General features: G+C 73.0%; 14 protein-coding genes and 1 pseudogene. 9 read left to right on the forward strand and 6 right to left on the reverse strand.

Annotated elements, in window-relative coordinates:
* The first annotated feature begins 23 nt into the window (after positions 1-23).
* Genes FB476_RS03940 through FB476_RS03960 form a run of 5 tightly spaced genes read left to right on the forward strand, consistent with a single transcriptional unit; the run spans position 24 to position 5,577 of the window.
* The gene (locus tag FB476_RS03940; RefSeq protein WP_141817629.1) at positions 24-1,325 is read left to right on the forward strand and encodes an ABC transporter substrate-binding protein; all 1,302 of its coding nucleotides are present in this window, start codon (positions 24-26) and stop codon (positions 1,323-1,325) included.
* A 1-nt stretch (position 1,326) separates the two neighbouring features.
* Positions 1,327-2,304 (forward strand): carbohydrate ABC transporter permease, encoded by a 978-nt coding sequence (locus FB476_RS03945; RefSeq protein ID WP_141817630.1) that lies wholly within the window; start codon positions 1,327-1,329, stop codon positions 2,302-2,304.
* On the forward strand, positions 2,301-3,116 hold the full coding sequence (locus tag FB476_RS03950; protein WP_337678334.1) for a carbohydrate ABC transporter permease: 816 nt from the start codon (positions 2,301-2,303) through the stop codon (positions 3,114-3,116). Before FB476_RS03945 ends, FB476_RS03950 begins: the two co-directional genes overlap by 4 nt.
* A complete protein-coding gene (locus FB476_RS03955; protein WP_141817631.1) occupies positions 3,113-4,561 on the forward strand; it encodes a GH1 family beta-glucosidase in 1,449 nt (482 codons plus the stop codon). The genes FB476_RS03950 and FB476_RS03955 overlap by 4 nt, the downstream gene beginning before the upstream one ends.
* Before the next feature lie 8 nt (positions 4,562-4,569).
* The gene (locus FB476_RS03960; RefSeq protein ID WP_238329537.1) at positions 4,570-5,577 is read left to right on the forward strand and encodes a LacI family DNA-binding transcriptional regulator; all 1,008 of its coding nucleotides are present in this window, start codon (positions 4,570-4,572) and stop codon (positions 5,575-5,577) included.
* A 30-nt stretch (positions 5,578-5,607) separates the two neighbouring features.
* On the opposite strand, the gene FB476_RS03965 is transcribed toward FB476_RS03960, so the two are convergent.
* From FB476_RS03965 to FB476_RS16855, 3 genes are all read right to left on the reverse strand, one after another.
* A complete protein-coding gene (locus FB476_RS03965; RefSeq protein ID WP_141817633.1) occupies positions 5,608-6,897 on the reverse strand; it encodes a cytochrome P450 in 1,290 nt (429 codons plus the stop codon).
* 389 nt (positions 6,898-7,286) lie between these two features.
* Positions 7,287-7,691, reverse strand: coding sequence for a secondary thiamine-phosphate synthase enzyme YjbQ (locus FB476_RS03970; RefSeq protein ID WP_238329538.1), 405 nt, complete (start codon positions 7,689-7,691; stop codon positions 7,287-7,289).
* A 1-nt stretch (position 7,692) separates the two neighbouring features.
* Positions 7,693-7,863, reverse strand: a complete 171-nt coding sequence (locus tag FB476_RS16855) for a hypothetical protein (RefSeq protein ID WP_238329539.1) — start codon at positions 7,861-7,863, stop codon at positions 7,693-7,695.
* A gap of 98 nt (positions 7,864-7,961) precedes the next feature.
* Between FB476_RS16855 and FB476_RS16860 the strand changes: the two genes are divergently transcribed.
* Entirely contained in the window at positions 7,962-8,723 is a 762-nt protein-coding gene (locus FB476_RS16860) for a maleylpyruvate isomerase family mycothiol-dependent enzyme (RefSeq protein ID WP_238329540.1), read from the forward strand.
* Between the two features lie 159 nt (positions 8,724-8,882).
* On the opposite strand, the pseudogene FB476_RS16865 reads toward FB476_RS16860, so the two are convergent.
* Positions 8,883-10,016 (reverse strand): annotated as a pseudogene (locus tag FB476_RS16865) (amino acid permease); the annotation flags it as partial.
* A 61-nt stretch (positions 10,017-10,077) separates the two neighbouring features.
* Between FB476_RS16865 and FB476_RS03985 the strand changes: the two are divergent.
* The gene (locus FB476_RS03985) at positions 10,078-11,037 is read left to right on the forward strand and encodes a GlxA family transcriptional regulator (RefSeq protein ID WP_141817636.1); all 960 of its coding nucleotides are present in this window, start codon (positions 10,078-10,080) and stop codon (positions 11,035-11,037) included.
* Here the strand turns inward: FB476_RS03985 and FB476_RS03990 are convergent.
* Positions 11,034-11,675, reverse strand: a complete 642-nt coding sequence (locus FB476_RS03990) for a maleylpyruvate isomerase family mycothiol-dependent enzyme (protein ID WP_141817637.1) — start codon at positions 11,673-11,675, stop codon at positions 11,034-11,036. The two genes, FB476_RS03985 and FB476_RS03990, sit on opposite strands and share 4 nt — an antisense overlap.
* A gap of 60 nt (positions 11,676-11,735) precedes the next feature.
* Between FB476_RS03990 and FB476_RS03995 the strand changes: the two genes are divergently transcribed.
* A complete protein-coding gene (locus tag FB476_RS03995; RefSeq protein WP_141817638.1) occupies positions 11,736-12,833 on the forward strand; it encodes a zinc-binding dehydrogenase in 1,098 nt (365 codons plus the stop codon).
* Between the two features lie 98 nt (positions 12,834-12,931).
* On the forward strand, positions 12,932-14,080 hold the full coding sequence (locus tag FB476_RS04000; RefSeq protein WP_141817639.1) for a DUF4232 domain-containing protein: 1,149 nt from the start codon (positions 12,932-12,934) through the stop codon (positions 14,078-14,080).
* 177 nt (positions 14,081-14,257) lie between these two features.
* Here FB476_RS04000 and FB476_RS04005 read toward each other — a convergent pair whose 3' ends face one another.
* Positions 14,258-18,067 (reverse strand): multifunctional oxoglutarate decarboxylase/oxoglutarate dehydrogenase thiamine pyrophosphate-binding subunit/dihydrolipoyllysine-residue succinyltransferase subunit, encoded by a 3,810-nt coding sequence (locus FB476_RS04005; protein WP_238329726.1) that lies wholly within the window; start codon positions 18,065-18,067, stop codon positions 14,258-14,260.
* Between the last annotated feature and the right edge of the window lie 126 nt (positions 18,068-18,193).

Genomic DNA, 18,193 nt, shown 5'->3' on the forward strand with positions numbered 1-18,193 from the left:
CGGCCACGGACAAAGGAGTCGGCATGAACCGCAAGACCACCCGCTACCACCTGCTCGCCGTCGGCGCCGCGTCCAGCCTGGTGCTGGGCGCGTGCGGCGGTTCCGGCTCGGACGCCGACGCCGGCGACGGCGACAGCGCGAGCGGCGGCGGCAAGGACATCACCCTCACCGTCGCGACCTTCAACGAGTTCGGCTACGAGGAGCTCGTCAAGGAGTACATGGACCTCAACCCCGGCATCAAGGTCGAGCACGTCAAGGCCGACACGGCCGACAACGCCCGCGCCGCCCTGCGCAACAGCCTCGGCGCCAACTCCGGTGCCGCCGACATCGAGGCGATCGAGGTCGACTGGGTCACCGAGTTCAAGCAGTACCCCGACAAGTTCGCCGACCTCTCCGACCCCGAGGTCGAGGGCCGCTGGATCGACTGGAAGACCGAGGCGGTCACGCTCGAGGACGGCAAGCTCATCGGCTACGGCACCGACATCGGTCCCGAGGCCGTCTGCTACCGCGCCGACCTCTTCGAGGCGGCCGGCCTGCCCACCGACCGCGAGGAGGTCGCCGAGCTGCTCGGCGACACCTGGGAGGACTACTTCGCCGTCGGCCGCGAGTTCATCAAGAACTCCGACGCCGCCTGGTACGACTCCGCAGGTGCCCTCTGGCAGGGCATGATCAACCAGGTCGACTACGCCTACGAGGACGCTGACGGCAACGTCGTCGCCACCACCAACCCCGAGGTCCGGTCCCTCTACGACCAGGTCCTCAAGGCCTCGGTCGACGACGAGCTGTCCGCCGGGCTGGGCCAGTGGAGCGCCGACTGGACCTCCTCCTTCCAGGAGGACGAGTTCGCGACGATGCTCTGCCCGGGCTGGATGCTCGGCGTCATCTCCGGCAACGCCGAGGGTGTCGAGGGCTGGGACGTCGCCAACACCTTCCCCGGCGGCGGCGGCAACTGGGGCGGCTCCTACCTGACCGTCCCCGCGCAGGGCAAGAACATCGAGGAGGCCACGAAGCTGGCCGCCTGGCTGACCGCCCCCGAGCAGCAGATCAAGGCCTTCGAGGCCAAGGGCACCTTCCCGAGCCAGGTCGAGGCCCTGAGCTCGGAGACCCTCCTGACGTCCACCAACCCGTTCTTCAACGACGCCCCGACCGGGCAGATCTTCGCCGACCGGGCCGAGGCGGTCACGATGCAGCCGCACAAGGGCCCGAAGTACTTCGAGATCAACTCGGCCATGAACGACGCCATCACCCGCGTCGACGTCGACGGCACGGACGACGCCGACAGCAGCTGGGCGAAGTTCGTGGAGTTCGTGGAGTCGCTGGGCTGACGTGGGAGCCGCGACGACGGCGCCACCGGCGACGTCCGCGGTCCCGGTCCCGCCGACCCCGCACCGGGGTCGGCGGGGCCGGCTGGCCCGGCTCGACGTGACGGTCTCGCCCTACCTCTACATCGCCCCCTTCTTCGTCCTCTTCCTCGTCACCGGGCTGTTCCCGCTGCTCTACACCGGCTACGTCGCCCTGCACGACTGGGACCAGATCATGGGTCGGGGCGAGTTCGTCGGGCTGACGAACTTCGTCGACATCCTCACCGGCAGGGGGTTCTGGAGGGCGCTGGCCAACACGGTGAGCATCTTCCTGCTCTCCTCGGTGCCGCAGATCGCCGCCGCGCTGCTCATCGCCGCGCTCCTGGACCGCAACCTGCGGGCCCGGACGTTCTGGCGGATGGGCGTGCTGCTGCCCTACGTCGTCGCGCCCGTCGCCGTCGCGCTGATCTTCAACAACCTCTTCGCCGACCGCTTCGGCCTGGTCAACCTGCTGCTCGAGACCGTCGGGCTGGAGCCGGTGCGGTGGCACTCCGACCGGCTCGCCAGCCACATCGCGATCGCGACGATGGTCAACTTCCGCTGGACCGGCTACAACGCGCTGATCCTGCTGGCGGCGATGCAGGCCATCCCCAAGGACCTCTACGAGCAGGCGGCCCTCGACGGCGCCAACGCCTGGCGCTCGTTCTGGTCGGTGACGGTCCCGATGCTGCGCCCGACGATCATCTTCGTCGTCATCACCTCGACCATCGGCGGCCTGCAGATCTTCGACGAGCCCAAGATGTACGACCAGTACGGCCGCGGGGGAGCGGACCAGCAGTGGCAGACGCTGACCATCTACCTCTACGAGCTGGGCTGGACCCGGGCCGACTTCGGGGCGGCCTCGGCCGTCGCCGTCCTGCTCTTCCTCATCATCGTCACCTTCGGCATCCTCAACTTCCTGCTCACCCGGCGGATCGCCCACGACGACGGGGGCCGGCGGTGAGGAAGCCGGGCTGGATCGTCTACGGGCTGCTCGCGGCCGTCGTGCTCGGCAGCATGTTCCCGCTGTGGTGGTCGGTCGTGGTGGCCAGCCACGACTCGACGGTGCTGGCGCGCGACCGCTTCCCGGTGCTGCCGGGCGGCAACTTCTTCCGCAACGCCGCCACGGTGCTCGACACCGTGCCCTTCTGGAGGGCTACGCTCAACTCGATCATCGTCTCCACGACGGTCTCGGCCTCGGTCGTCTTCTTCTCCACGCTCGCCGGCTACGCCTTCGCCAAGCTGCGCTTCCGCGGGTCGGGGCCGCTGCTGGTCTTCGTCGTCGCCACGATGGCGGTCCCCACGCAGCTCGGCGTCGTCCCGCTCTACCAGGTCATGGCCCGGCTGGGCTGGACCGGCGAGCTGACCGCGGTCATCGTGCCCGGCCTGGTCACCGCCTTCGGCGTCTTCTGGATGACGCAGTACCTGCGCCAGGCGGTGCCCGCCGAGCTCATCGAGGCCGCCCGGGTCGACGGGGCGAGCATGTTCCGCACCTTCTGGCACGTGGGGCTGCCCGCGTCCCGACCGGCCGCGTCGATGCTCTTCCTCTTCACCTTCGTGGCGACGTGGACCAACTTCTTCTGGCCGTTCATCGTCCTCGGTCCCTCCAACCCAACGCTCCCGATCGCCCTGCAGCAGCTGCAGGCGGCGCACTTCGTGGACTACTCGCTGGTCCTCGCCGGCGCGGTGCTCGGCACCATCCCGCTGCTCGTCCTGTTCGTCGTCGCCGGTCGCCAGCTGGTCTCCGGCATCATGCAAGGAGCTGTCAAGCAATGACCGCCGGCACCGCCCTGACCTTCCCGTCCGACTTCCTCTGGGGAGCGGCGACCGCGTCCTACCAGATCGAGGGCGCCGGCTCGGTCGACGGCCGCAGCGACAGCATCTGGGACACCTACGCCCGCACGCCCGGGATGGTGCTCCACGGCCACGACGGCTCGGTGGCCTGCGACCACTACCACCGCTATCCCGAGGACGTCGCGCTCATGCGCGAGCTCAACCTCAACGCCTACCGGTTCTCGCTGGCTTGGCCCCGCGTGATGCCCGACGGGCGCACCGTCAACCCCGCGGGCCTCGACTTCTACTCCCGGCTGGTCGACGAGCTGCTCGGGGCCGGCATCACGCCCTGGCTGACGCTCTACCACTGGGACCTGCCCCAGGTGCTCGAGGACGCGGGCGGGTGGCCGGCGCGCGACACGGCATACCGCTTGGCGGAGTATGCCGCGGCCGTGCACGACGTCCTCGGCGACCGGGTGCGGCACTGGACCACGCTCAACGAGCCGTGGTGCTCGGCCTTCCTCGGCTACGCCCAGGGCCGTCACGCCCCGGGGCGCACCGAGCCGGTCGCCGCGCTGCGTGCGGCGCACCACCTGCTGCTCGGGCACGGCCTGGCCGTGCAGGAGCTGCGCCGGCGCGACCCCTCGCTGCAGCTGGGGCTCACGCTCAACTTCACCGACACCCGGCCGCTCGACCCGAGCTCGCCGCGCGACCTCGATGCCGCCCGGCGGATCGACGGCCTGGCCAACCGGTTCTTCGTCGAGCCGGTGATGCTCGGCGCCTATCCGTCCGACGTGATGGAGGACCTCGACGGGCTGTGGCCGGACGACCTCGTGCACGAGGGCGACCTCGAGGTGATCTCGACGCCGATCGACGTCCTCGGGGTCAACTACTACGCGACGCAGACGGTGACCGCGGGCTGCGAGCCCGACCACGCCGCCGCGACGGCGGCGCAGGCCCGGCGCCACGACCCGCCGTCGCCCGCGGTCGGCTCCGAGCACGTGGTGACGGTGCGGCGCGGCATACCCGTCTCGGACATGGGCTGGGAGATCGCCCCCGAGGGCCTCGGCGACCTGCTGCTGCGGCTGCACAAGGACTACACGGGCACCGCCGGCGTGCGGCTCTACGTCACCGAGAACGGCATGGCCGACGACGACGTGCCCGACGCCGAGGGGTTCGTCGACGACCCGCGCCGGGTGGGCTACCTCGACGGCCACCTGCGGGCGGTCCACGACGCGATGGAGCGCGGGGCCGACGTCGGCGGCTACTTCGTGTGGTCGCTGCTCGACAACTACGAGTGGGCGTGGGGCTACACCAAGCGCTTCGGCATCGTGCGGGTCGACTACGACACCCAGCGCCGGACCCCGAAGGCCAGCGCCCGCTGGTATGGCGCCGTGGCAGGATCGGGGTCGATCCGGGACGACGGGCCCGGGCTCGCGCCGCAGTGAGGAGTGCCGTGGACGGACGCCGGTCGCCCACCCTGGAGGACGTGGCGGCGCGCGCCGGCGTCTCCCGGGCCACGGCCTCGCGCGTCGTCAACGGCGACCCCCGCGTCCGGGAGTCCGCGCGCGAGGCGGTGACCGCGGCGATCGCCGAGCTCGGCTACCGGCCCAACCGCGCCGCCCGCTCGCTCGTGGTCCGCGAGCCCGACTCGGTCGCGGTGCTCGTGCACGAGCCCGACGAGCGGATCTTCGCCGACCCGTTCTTCGGCGGGCTGCTGCGCGGGGTGGGCCAGCGCCTGGCCCCGACCGGCCTGCAGATGGTGCTGGTCATGGGAGATCCCGTCCGGGACGGGGCGCGGATGGAGCGCTACCTGCGCGGCGGGCACACCGACGGGGTCATCGTCGTCAGCGCGCACCGCGGCGACGGGCTCGTCGCGGCCCTGACCGAGACCCGCCTGCCGACCGTCTTCGTCGGCCGTCCGCTGACCGGTGCCGACACCTTCGTCTACGTCGACGTCGACAACTGCGAGGGCGGGCGGCTGGCCGCGCGCCGGCTCGTGGAGCGCGGCTGCCATCGGATCGGCACGGTCACGGGCCCGCTGGACATGGCGGCCGGTATCGACCGTCACCAGGGCTGGAGCGAGGAGCTCGCGGCCGCCGGGCTGCCCACCGATCTCGTGGAGGTCGGCGACTTCACCGCCGAGGGTGGGGCCCGGGCGGTGCGCGCGCTGCTGGAGCGGGCGCCCGACCTCGACGGCCTCTTCGTCGCCTCCGACCTCATGGCCGCGGCGGCGATGTCCGAGCTCGTCGCCGCCGGGCGCCGGGTGCCCGAGGACGTCGCGCTCGTCGGCTTCGACGCCTCGGCGGCCGCGGGGATGACCCGGCCGCCGTTGACGACCGTCACCAACCCGGTCTCGGAGATGGCGGTCCGCGCCACCGAGCTCCTGCTGCGGCTCATGCGACGCGAGGAGGCCGCCTCCGAGGTGCTGCCCACGCGGCTGGTGCCGGGCGGGACGGCCTGACGACCGTCCGCCTGCCCGGCACCCTCGGTCTCAGCCCTCCCGGCGTCGCACCTGAGACAGCAGCACGCCGTTGCGGGGAGCGGTGGGCAGCCGGTGGATCGACCAGTCCAGGCCGTCGCGCGCGACCTCCGCGTCGAGCCGGGACAGCTCGGCAACCGTCTGCGCCAGCAGCCCGACGGTGATCATCTCGCCCGGGCAGCGGTGGCCGGTCTCGGGGCGACCGCCGCCCTGGGGCACGAAGTACTCGGCGAAGACCTCGCCCGTGCCCAGGAAGCGCTCGGGGTCGAAGGTGTCCGGCGCCTGCCAGTGCCGCTCGTCGCGGTTGGTGCCGTAGATGTCGAGCAGGACGCGGTCGCCCGCCGAGAGGTGCTCGCCCTCGAACTCGAGGTCGTGCCGGGCGACCGCCGGCAGCAGCGGCACGAAGGGGTAGTAGCGGCGGACCTCCTCGGCGAAGGCGACGGCGAGGGGGCCGCCGGTGGTGGTGCCGCGCTCACGGGTCTCGGCGTAGACACGCTCGCGCCACTCCGGGTGCTCGTGCATCGCCAGCGCCGCGAACGCGGCGAAGCGGCAGACCGCGATGCCGGGCCGGACGGCGTTCTGCAGCTCGACGCCCGCGAGGTGGTCCTCGAGCGGCTGGCCGTCGAGCTCGCGGTGCTGGAGGACCAGGTCGAAGGCGGTCCCCGGGGCCGGGGTGATCTCGCCGGCCCGCGCGCGACGCACCAGGTCGGCGAACCACGCGTCGCACCGGCGTCGCGCCACCTGGGTGCGCAGCCAGGCCGGGCCGAGCACGGCGAAGCCGTCGACGATGGCGGCCTCGTCCCGGGCCAGCCGCGTCAGGGTCTCGCGGTCGGCCTCCACGCCGGCCCAGCGCAGCAGCGATCGGCCGTAGACCTCGACGGAGACGTCGTAGACCGAACGGCTCCCGCCCGAGAGCCACCGCTCCTGGATCGTCTCGGTCCACTCGCGGGCGCTGCCCTCCAGGAGCGCGTCCACCGCGCCGGGGTCCATGAGCGCCCGGACGAAGAGCGCCTTGCGGTTGCGGTGCGCCTCGTCGTCCAGCCCGTGGACCGAGCCCTTCCCGAAGAGGCCGCCCCCGACGAACGCCGGCATCGCGCCACGGCGTTGCATCCTGGCGTCGTCGTAGAAGAGCTCGACGCCCTGCTCGCCCCGCACGAGGAGCGCTCCCCGGCCGAGGGCCCGGAGCAGGAGCCGCGAGCCCTTGCGCGGGTCGTCGGAGCGGGATCGGGCCTCGGAGGCGAAGGTATAGCCCTTGAGGACGAGGTCGAGCGTGTGGTCACGGAGCACTGCTGCGGTCGTCATCCAGCCAGTGAAACCGAGGGCGGCGGGCCTCTCCAGGTGAAACGGGAGGCCTGGGACGGCCAGGAGGGCGAGCTGGTGCCGCTTCGCGTCCTTCGCTAGCCGGGCCCGCCGTCTGCCTCCGCGTACTTGTCGAGCAGGGCCGGACACACCGGCACTCCTGCCCGATCCCCCGGAGCGCTGCCGATGCGTGTGCGCCACCGGTCACCGGACGGGTCATTAAGGCCAAGATCCGTGACCCAGCGGCCGACCTCGACGAGGTCCACCGGTGGTGGGGCTGATCCCCGCAGGCCTACCCAGGCATAGCTGTTCCCCTCGCGACGTGCGACGTAGCGAGCGCCGGTGGGCTTGGCCTCGATGAACCAGAGGGACATGCGCGCGACGGGTGCCTCTCAGCCGGCCAGGAGGTCCAGCCGCACCGTCCGCTCGGCGTTGTCGACGTTGAGGTCGACGAGGCAGATGCTCTGCCAGGTGCCCAGCGCCAGCCGGCCGCCGTCGACCGGCAACGTGGCGTAGGGCGGGATCAGCGCCGGCATCACGTGCGAGCGACCGTGCCCGCGCGAGCCGTGGGCGTGCCGCCACCGGCCGTCGGCGGGCAGCAGGTCGTCGAGCGCGGCCAGCAGGTCGTCGTCCGAACCGGCGCCGGTCTCGATGATCGCGAGGCCGGCCGTGGCGTGCGGGACGAACACGTGCAGCAGCCCGTCTCCCTGCCCGGCGACGAACTCCTCGCACCGCCGCGTCAGGTCGACGACGACCTCCTCGCCGCCGGTCCGCACCGTGAACGTCGTGGTCAGCACGTCAGCGCACCTCGAGGTAGGGGTCGGTCGTCCGCTGCGCCGACACCTCGCACGCACCGATCGGCGCCCCGTCGCAGCACGGCTCGACGTAGCGGCAGCGAGGGCAGCGGTTGTGGGCGTGCTCGGCATACATCTGGGTGCCGCACGCGGGACAGGGGATCTCGAGCGCCATGCCCCCGATCCTGCCGCGCGCTCCGGGCGCGCACACGTCGGCGCGCCGCGAGGCGTCGCGGACACCGCTCGTCACCCGTTCCTGCCAGGATCAGGGGTATGCAGCACCGCACCGTGGACGAGCACCTCGAGGGCCTGCGCGCGGCGGTCGACGCCTTCGCCGACGCGGCTTCCGCCGCCGGGCCGGACGCCGACGTCCCGACCTGCCCGCGCTGGACCGTGCGCTCGCTGGTCGCTCACCAGGGGATGGTGCACCGGTGGGCGCGGGCCAACCTGAGGGGGGAGGAGTGCCACCCGCCGTCGTGGAACGCCGAGGGCCAGGAGGTCGACGACCCGGTGTCCTGGCTGCGCGAGGGGGCGGCGGCCCTCGAGGAGACGCTGCGCGCCGTGCCCGACGACGTGCAGGCCGACGTCTTCCTCAAGGACGCCCCGCGGCCGCGGTTCTTCTGGGCCCGCCGGCAGTGCCACGAGACCACGATCCACGCCGCCGACGCGGTGGCCGCCCGGCTCGGTCGGGCCCCGGCCCCCGACGACGTCCCGTGGATCGAGGAGGCGGTGGCCCTGGACGGGATCGACGAGATGCTCACCGGCTTCGTTACCCGCGGCCGGTCACGCTTCGCAGGGGTGGGCCCGCTCGACGTCACGCTCCGCGCCGCCGACCGGTCCTGGACGGTCCAGGTCGCCGAGGACGGTGCCGTCTCCACGACTCGCGACGGGGAGGAGCTCGGCTCGCCCATCGCCGGCTCGCCCGTCGGGCTCTACCTCGCCGTGTGGAACCGCGCCGCCCCGGGCTCGGTCGACGACCCCGACGGCGTCCTCGACCAGGTCTGGCGCAGCCACGCCAAGGTCCGCTGGAGCTGAGCCGCTCCGGCGCCAGCGGGTGACGGCGAGCGCCACGCCCAGCACCACGACCGCGTAGAGCGCGCGGGGGCCGGAGTCGACCAGCGACCACAGCAGGATCGGCAGCAGGGCGAGGTTGGCCAGCGCCCAGCCGCGCGGACCTCGCGCGCGGGCGTAGGCGACGATGCAGACCGCGTAGATCACCACGAAGACGGCGCTCGCCGCGGCCAGCAGGTCGACGACCAGGTCCGGCCAGCGGTGCAGCACCGAGACCGTCACGGTGAAGCCGGCCGTGAGCAGCAGGATCGTGCGGTGCGGGACGGCGGGGTCGGTGCCGGCGAACCAGCCCGGCAGCAGCCGCTCGGCGGCCGCGGCCCGCAGGACGAGCGCGACGCCGCGCACCCAGGCGAGGGCGTTGAGCAGGATGGCCACGGCGACGCCGGCGGCCACGACCAGGGCCACGCCCCGGCCGAGCGGCAGCCTGGCCGCAGCGTCGACCACGCCCGTGACGGGGTCCACCTCGGCCGTCGGGGTGGACAGTGCGACCGCGACCGTCAGGCCGACGGCCAGCGTCGTCAGCAGCGCGAGCGTGATGAGCGCGACGGGCAGGAAGTCGCGCCGGGGCGAGCGCAGGTCGCGAGCCAGGAAGGTGAGGTTCTCGAAGCCGACGAACGCCCAGAAGGCCAGCAGCACGCCCGCCGGCACCGCCGGCAGCGTCGCCGTGGACGGTATGACGTCGACCGGCTCCGGTGCGTGCACCGCCGCCCACCCGACGAGGCCGACGAGGACCACGCCGAGGACGACCACCCCGACCTGCTGCACCCGGGCTCCGGCCGTGGCACCGACCAGGTTGGTGACGACGGCGGTGGCGAGGATCGCGGCGACGAGCGCGGTCTCGGGCACGTCCACCCCGGTCGCGACCACCAGGCTGCGGGCGCCGACCACGGCGTTGACCGGCAGCCCCACGACGACGACCATCCCGAACATCAGCGGCACGGTGTCGCCCCACCGCCGGCCCAGGCCGGCGGCGACGGTCGTGCGCAGCGGGTCCGAGCTGCCCGGCGAGTGCCGCACGGTGTCGCGGAAGAGCACGATCATCGGCAGGCAGAGAGCGACGGCGACCAGCCAGGTGACGACGGCGGCGTCGCGCGTCTCGACGAGCAGCGCGGCCGGCAGGCCGACCAATCCGGCGCCGACGACGGAGGAGAGGCCGGCGGCCACACCGCCGGCACGACCGAGGCCGCCGCGCGAGGCGGTGGCGGAGGGAGAGGACGAGGCGCGTGTCAGGGTCACGCTCCGACTCTCGTGCCGCACGCGGATCGACCGTGAGTGTCTGAAATGACATCTATCGACGGATTCGTGCCATCATGACGGAATGCCCCTGAGCACCGTCGCCGTCCTGGTCCGCGAGCGCGCGTCCCTCTTCGAGCTTGGCGTCACCGCCGAGGTCTTCGGCATCGACCGCACCGCGGCGGGGCTGCCCGCCATCGACTACCGGGTGTGCGCGGCGAGCGGCCCCGGGCCCGTGGACACCAAGCACCGCTCGGGCCTGTCCGTCACGGCCACGCACGGCCTCGACGGGCTGGAGGGGGCCGACCTCGTCGTCGTCTCCGCCACGTTGCCCCATCCCGCGACCGCCGCCGAGCTCGAGGCGCTGCGGGCGGCGCACGCCGCCGGCGCGGTGGTCCTGGCCCTGTGCTCCGGCGCCTTCCTCGTCGCCGAGGCCGGGCTGTTGTCCGGGCGTCGCGCCACCACCCACTGGCTCTACGCGGACGACCTCGCGGCCGCCCATCCCGACGTCGACGTGACGGCCGACGAGATCTACATCGACCTCGGCGACGTGGTGACGACGGCCGGCACCGGCGCGGCCGTCGACGCGTGCCTGCACCTGGTGCGCCGCGAGCTCGGCTCGACGGCCGCCGCGACCATCGCCCGCAGGATGGTCGCCCCGCCGCAGCGCCACGGCGGCCAGCTGCAGTACGTCCCCCGCCCGGTCGCCCCGTCACCCGCCACCGGGCTGGCCCAGACCCTCGACTGGGCCGCGGCCCACCTCGACGAGCCGCTCGACGTCGCCGCTCTCGCCCGGCACGCCGGGATGAGCTCGCGCCAGCTGACCCGGCGTTTCCTGGAGGAGGTCGGCACCACGCCGCTGCGGTGGGTCACCGCACAGCGGATCCGCCTTGCGCAGGAGCTGCTCGAGCAGACCGACCTGTCGATCGAGCGGATCAGCGCGCGGGTCGGCTACGGCTCGGCGACCCAGCTGCGCGAGCACTTCCGGCGGCAGGTGGGCTCGACGCCCGCGCGCTACCGCGACACCTTCCGCGCCGCGAGCTAGGCGATCGCCCGCCGCCCCAGCGGCTCGGCACCCTCGCCCCGCACGTCCCCCAGGTAGGCCGTGCGCCCGCTCATGACCATCGCCAGCGTCTCGGCGGTGCCCTCGACGACGGGACCCTCGCCCCAGACCCAGTCGGTGTCGGTGGCCGTCCAGCGCAGGCCGTCGAGGAAACCCGTGCGGGGCAGGAAGGACGCCTGGCCCCGTGGCGAGACGAGGATGTCGAGCACGGCGACCCAGCGCTCGACGGGCACCGTGACGTCGAGGCCCTGCGGGTGGGCCAGGTCGCGCAGGTGGATGCAGGTGTCGGCGTAGGGGCCGGCCGCACCGATGTACCACGGCGTGTTCTCCACTCCTGCCTTCTCCCGCAGCTCCGCCGCGACCTCGGCCAGGGGACGGTCGGAGAGCCGGGCGGCGATCACGTCGCAGGCCCGGGCCATCGAGCGCAGCCGGGCGGCCGTCAGGAGGAAGCGCCACGACGGGACGCGGATCGGCTGCAGCATGTGCCCGGCCAGCATGCGCACGTCCCACCCCTCGCACAGCGTGGGGTCACCGGCGTGCTCCTCGCCGAGCGCGTCGACCGTGTCGGCGAAGAGCAGGCGGTGCTCGGTGGTCCACGCGAGGAGCTGCCGGTCGTCCATGGTGCCCACCCTGGCACGACTCTCGGCGCGCCGGGCCCCTGACGTGCCACGATGGCGGACATGAGGGCTGTGGTGTGGGACGGACCTGGGACGCCGATGACGGTCGAGGAGGTGCCGACACCGAGCCCGGGGCCCGGTGAGGCCCTGGTGCGGATCGCCGCCACGGGGGTCTGCCACACCGACCTGCACGTGCTGAAGGGCGAGGTCGCCTTCCCGGCACCCGGCGTCCTGGGGCACGAGATCTCCGGCCACGTCGAGGAGCTGGGGGAGGGCGTCGACACGCTCGGGGTCGGCGACCGGGTCGTCGGGGCGTTCATCATGCCGTGCGGCACCTGCCGGCAGTGCCAGGACGGTCGCGACGACATGTGCGAGACCTTCTTCGCCGAGAACCGGCTGCGCGGCAACCTGCTCGACGGCACGTCGCGGCTGACGCGCGCCGACGGATCGCGGCTGTCGATGTACTCCATGGCCGGGCTCGCCGAGCACGCCGTCGTGCCGGTGAGCGCCCTCGCTCGCCTGCCCGAGAGCCTGCCCCTGAAGGAGTCGGCGGTGCTCGGCTGCGCGGCCTTCACCGCCTACGGCGCCCTGGCCCGGGCCGGCACCGACCTGGCCGGCCGTTCGGTCGCGGTCGTGGCGGTCGGCGGCGTGGGGTCGAGCATCGTCCAGCTCGCCCGCCACCTCGCTGCCGACCCGATCGTCGCGGTCGACGTCGACGACGCCAAGCTCGAGGCCGCTCGTGGCCTCGGCGCGACCGTCACCGTCAACTCGACGACGTCCGACGCGCGGGAGGCGGTGCTCGAGGCGACCGGGGGTGACGGGGCCGAGATCGTGCTCGAGGTGCTCGGCCGCCCCGAGACGGTCGAGCTGGCGTTCTCGCTGCTGCGGGAGGGCGGCCGGCTCGTCGTCGTGGGCATCGCCGCGGGTGCCGCCACCGCCGCCATCCCCATCACGGCGATGGTGCGCCGGGGTATCACGATCACCGGCTCGTTCGGCGCCCGCACCCGTCGCGACCTGCCGGAGGTGGTGCGGCTCGCGGCCGAGGGCGCCTTCGACGTGAGACGCGCCGTGACCAGGCGGTTCTCCCTCGAGGAGGCCCCGGAGGCCTACGCCCTGCTCGACGCCGGGCGCATCCAGGGCCGCTCTATCGTCGTGCCGTGACGGAAGTGACGCGGCGGGGGCCGAGATGAGGACCCCTGGGGGTGGCGCGCGCCGGACGGTCGTGGCGAACTCCCAGCCGGCTCTGCTCGGATGACGGGGTGACCATTCCTGGGGGGACGCCGGAGGATCCGGACGGACGGGCCAGGCCGCCGTTGTCGGGCCCGACCGAGGTCGACGCGCCGATGCTGCGGCTGGACCACGACACCCACCGGTGGGGGCGGGCGCCACGCGACCGACGGCCCGTGCGGCAGGGGCGCCTGGGGCCGGTCCCCGAGGCCGCGGTGGCAGCCACCGTCGCGCTCCTGCTGCTCCCCGGCCTGGGCCAGCTCCAGCAGCAGGTGCTGGTCCGCGACCGCGAGCTCTTCGTCCTCGCGCTGGTCCTGAGCGCGCTCGTCGCCCTCAGCACCGCAGCCGGGGTGCACCGGTGGCTGGGCGGGGGACGTCGCCGAGGAGCGCTCGTCGTGGGGGCCGTCGCGGCCCTCCTGGCGGCCGAGCCCTGGACCCGGATCGCCATGGGTCGGACCGGGGAGCTGGCGAGCCTCCTCCCGTCCCGCTCGGTCCTCGAGGCCGGTGCGCTCGCCACCGCGGTGCTGGCGGTCCGTTGGTCGGGCACGCGGCGGCTGGGGACGGCCGCGCTGTGCGTCGCGCTCACGGGACTGGCGACCGCCACCGCCGTCCAGACGGCCTGGCCGTTCCTCGAGGCGGCCCTTCCCGGCCCGCAGGTCGCCGCCCAGGAACCGGTCCCGGCGGCCCCGGAGGCACCGGCTGCGCCCGAGCCCCCGACCGAGCCGCCGGCGCCCGCCAGCCCGACCTTCGGCGACCTGTGCCATCCCGACGAGCTCGAGACGGTCGCCAGCACCCCGGAGCCCGGTGGTCACGACGTGGCGACCACGATCACCGCGGTCAACGTCGGCTCGCGCACCTGCCGGGTGGAGGGCTGGCCGTCGGTGCAGCTGCTGTCCGAGGGTGTCGACCTGGCCCTGAACGTCCACCCCGCCAGCACGCAGCCCGCCGGCGACCACGTCGAGCCGGACCCGGTCGAGCTGGCTCCGGGGGAGGCGGCCCGCACCCAGGCCTGGTGGCCCTCGTGGGGTGCGGCCGCCGACCTCGACGCGGAGCAGGAGCTGCGGCTGGGGGTGGGCGGGGGAGTCGAGGTCGTGCTGCTGCCCGGCCTCGACGGCTGGGACGTGGTCCGCAGCGCCGAGGTGTGGGTCGCCCCCTGGCAGGCGGGCGACGGCAAGGGCTGACGGCAGACCCCCGCGTCGACGAGCCGTCCTGCTGGGTGGTCGTCGGGCCGCTCCGCGGCGCCCGTGCCCACGCGCAGGCGCCGGGGCACCGCATACCCCGGGCACCTCCCCCGGTAACGCCGGAAGGGCTCCCCGCCGAGCGGGGAGCCCTTCCGGTCTCAGACCTGTCGGTCGGCCTCAGCGGCGGCTGAAGGCCTCCTCGTGCAGCGCCTCCTGCTCGACCGCGTGCACCTTGGCGGAGCCGGTCGACGGCGAGGCCGACGCCGGGCGGGAGACGACGCGCAGCGGCCGCTCCTCGCCGTGGTGGGCCAGCGCCTCGGGCAGGTTGAGCGCCATGAACGGCCACGCACCCTGGTTCTTCGGCTCGTTCTGGACCCAGACCAGCTCGGCGTTCGGGTACTGCTTGGTCAGCGCCGCGATCTGCGCGCCGGGCAGCGGGTAGAGCTGCTCGACGCGGAGGATCGCGGTCCGGTCGTCCTCACGCATGCGGCGCTCGTCCTCGAGATCCCAGACCAGCTTGCTGGAGGCCAGGAGCACGCGGTCGACCTTGCCCTTGTCCAGCTCGACGGTGTCGGGCAGGACCGGCTCGAAGGTGCCGGTGGTGAAGTCCTCCGGGCTGGAGGCCGCCGCCTTGAGCCGCAGCATGGCCTTCGGGGTGAAGACGATGAGCGGACGCCGCGGGCGGGCCACCGCGTGGGCGCGCAGCAGGTGGAAGTAGGACGCCGGGGTCGAGGGGTAGGCGACCCGCATGTTGTCCTCGGCGCACAGCTGCAGGTAGCGCTCGATGCGCGCGGAGGAGTGGTCGGGGCCCTGGCCCTCGTAGCCGTGCGGCAGCAGCAGCACGACGCTGGAGCGCTGGTCCCACTTCTGCTCCGAGGAGGAGATGAACTCGTCGACCACGGTCTGGGCGCCGTTGGCGAAGTCGCCGAACTGCGCCTCCCAGAGCACGAGGGCGTCGGTGCGCTCCACGGAGTAGCCGTACTCGAAGCCCATCACGGCGTACTCGGAGAGCAGCGAGTCGTAGACCTCGAAGGACGCCTGGTCCTCGGAGAGGTGGTGCAGCGGGGTCCAGCTGGCCGCGGTGACGTTGTCGGTCAGGACGGCGTGGCGCTGGACGAAGGTGCCGCGGCGCGAGTCCTGGCCGGAGAGGCGGACCGGGGTGCCCTCGAGCACGAGCGAGCCGAAGGCGAGCAGCTCGCCCATGCCCCAGTCGATGCCGCCCTCGCGCACCATCTGCGCGCGGGTGGTGAGCAGCTTGGCCAGCTTGGGGTGGACCGTGAAGCCGTCCGGCACCGCCGCGAAGGCGTCGCCGATCCGGTGCAGGGTCTCCTCGCTGATGGCCGTCGGGCGCTGGCGGGTCGCCATGTCGCCCTCGTCCTGGGCCTGGGGGCGCTCCAGGCCGTGGGTGCCGTCACCCTCGCCCTTGAGCGCCTTCTTGGTCTCGACGAAGACCTGCTCCAGCTGCTTCTGGTAGTCGCGCAGCGCGGCCTCGGCCTCCTCGATCGTGATGTCGCCACGACCGATGAGGGACTCGGTGTAGAGCTTGCGGACCGAGCGCTTGGCCTCGATGAGGTCGTACATCAGCGGCTGGGTCATCGAGGGGTCGTCGCCCTCGTTGTGACCGCGGCGGCGGTAGCACACGAGGTCGATCGCGACGTCCTTGTGGAAGCGCTGGCGGTACTGGTAGGCCAGCTCGGCCACGCGGACGACGGCCTCGGGGTCGTCGCCGTTGACGTGGAAGACCGGCGCCTGCACGGTCCGGGCCACGTCGGTGCAGTAGACCGAGGAGCGCGAGTTGTAGGGCGAGGTGGTGAAGCCGACCTGGTTGTTGATGATCACGTGGATCGTGCCGCCGGTGCGGTAGCCGGGCAGCTGCGACATCTGCAGCGTCTCCAGCACCACCCCCTGGCCGGCGAAGGCGGCGTCGCCGTGCATGAGCACGGGCAGCACCGAGTAGTCCTGGTCGCCGTCCTCCTGCTGCAGCTTGAGGCGGTCGTGCTTGGCGCGGGTGATGCCCTCCAGGACCGGGTTGACGGCCTCCAGGTGCGAGGGGTTGGCGGCGAGGTAGACCCGCGTGCTCTTGCCCTCCTCGCTGTGGAACTCGCCCTCGGTGCCGAGGTGGTACTTCACGTCGCCGGAGCCCTGGACCGAGCCGGGGGCCGACTTGCCCTCGAACTCGCGGAAGATCTGCCCGTAGGACTTGCCCGCGAGGTTGGCGAGGACGTTGAGGCGGCCGCGGTGCGGCATACCGATGGTGACCTCGGCGAGGCCCTCCTCGGCGGCGTTGCTCAGGATGCGGTCGAGCAGCGCGATGACGGACTCGCCGCCCTCGAGGCTGAAGCGCTTCTGGCCGACGAACTTGGTCTGCAGGAAGGTCTCGAAGGCCTCTGCGGCGTTGAGGCGGCGCAGGATGCGCAGCTGCTCGGCCGGGGTCGGCTTCTGGAACGGGACCTCGAGCTTCTCCTGGAACCAGGCCCGCTCCTCGGGGTTCTGGATGTGCATGTACTCCACGCCGATGGTGCGGCAGTAGGAGTCGCGCAGGATGCCCAGGATCTGGCGCAGCGTGAGGCGCTTCTTGCCGCCGAAGCCGCCCGTCGGGACCTCGCGGTCGAGGTCCCACAGCGTCAGGCCGTGGTTCTCGATCTCCAGGTCGGGGTGGCTCCGCTGGACGTACTCCAGCGGGTCGGTGTCGGCCATGAGGTGCCCGCGCACGCGGTAGGCGTGGATGAGCTCCTGGATGCGGCTGGCCTTGGAGATGTCGTCGTCGTGGGTGGCGGCGATGTCGGGGTTCCAGCGGATGGGCTGGTAGGGGATCCGCAGCGAGGTGAAGATCTCGTCGTAGAAGCCGTCGGCGCCCAGCAGCAGCTGGTGCATCTGGCGCAGGAACTCGCCCGACTGCGCACCCTGGATGATGCGGTGGTCGTAGGTCGAGGTCAGCGTGAGGATCTTGCTGACGCCGGCGAGCGCGATGCGCTCGGGGGCGGCGCCCTGCCACTCGGCGGGGTAGTCCAGCGCGCCGACGCCGATGATCGTGCCCTGGCCCTTCATCAGGCGCGGCACGGAGTGCAGGGTGCCGATGCCGCCGGGGTTGGTCAGCGAGATCGTGGTGCCCTGGAAGTCCTCGATCGTGAGCTTGTTGTCACGCGCCTTGCGGACGATCTTCTCGTAGGCCGACCAGAACTCGTGGAAGCTCATCGTCTCGGCGCTCTTGATGCTCGGCACGAGGAGCTGGCGGGTGCCGTCGGGCTTGGGCACGTCGATGGCCAGGCCGAGGTTGACGTGCGCCGGCACCACGAGGGCCGGCTTGCCGTCCTCGGTGGTGGTGAAGCCGTTGTTCATCTCCGGCATCGCGCGCAGGGCCTTGACCATGGCGTAGCCGATGATGTGCGTGAAGGACACCTTGCCGCCCCGGGAGCGGGCCAGGTGGTTGTTGATGACCGTGCGGTTGTCGATGAGCAGCTTGGCCGGGAGGTTGCGGGCGCTGGTGGCGGTGGGCACCTCCAGGCTGGCCTCCATGTTGGTGACCACCCGGGCGGTCGCGCCGCGCAGCGGGGTGAGGGTCACGTCGGTCTGCGGGCCCGTCTTCTTCGGGGACGGGGCGTCACGGGTCATCGGGGCCTCCTTGGCCGGAGCAGAGCTCTTGGCCGCGGGCTTCGAGGGCGTGCTGGAGGAGGGAGCGGCGGTGGGGGCCGACTTGGCGGCCTGCGGGCGCGACGCGGTGCGCGCCTCCACGGCCTTGGTGTCGGTCTCGGCCTTCGGCGCGGCGGACGTCGCCGGGGACGCCTGGCGCAGGGGTGCCTGACCCACCTTGGCGCGCGGGGGAGCGGTGCGGATCTTGTCCGCGGCTGCCGGCGTCGGGTCCGGTCGTCGCTCGGCGGCCGGCGCGGGGGTGCTGGCGCGACCGTTGTCGCTGGGGGCACCCCCCTCGAAGAAGCTGCGCCAGGCCGGGTCGACCGACCCGGGGTCCTGATCGAAGCGCTCTCGCATCTCCTCGACGAGCCACTCGTTGGCTCCGAAGTCCGCGAGGGTGTTGTCGCTCGGGGGGTTGGCCACTGGGTTTGCGCCTACTCTCACATCCGGGGGGCTGCCTCAGGTGCAGACATCGACACTGCA

This window comes from Ornithinimicrobium humiphilum (genome assembly GCF_006716885.1).
In the GTDB taxonomy this organism is placed as follows: domain Bacteria; phylum Actinomycetota; class Actinomycetes; order Actinomycetales; family Dermatophilaceae; genus Ornithinicoccus; species Ornithinicoccus humiphilus.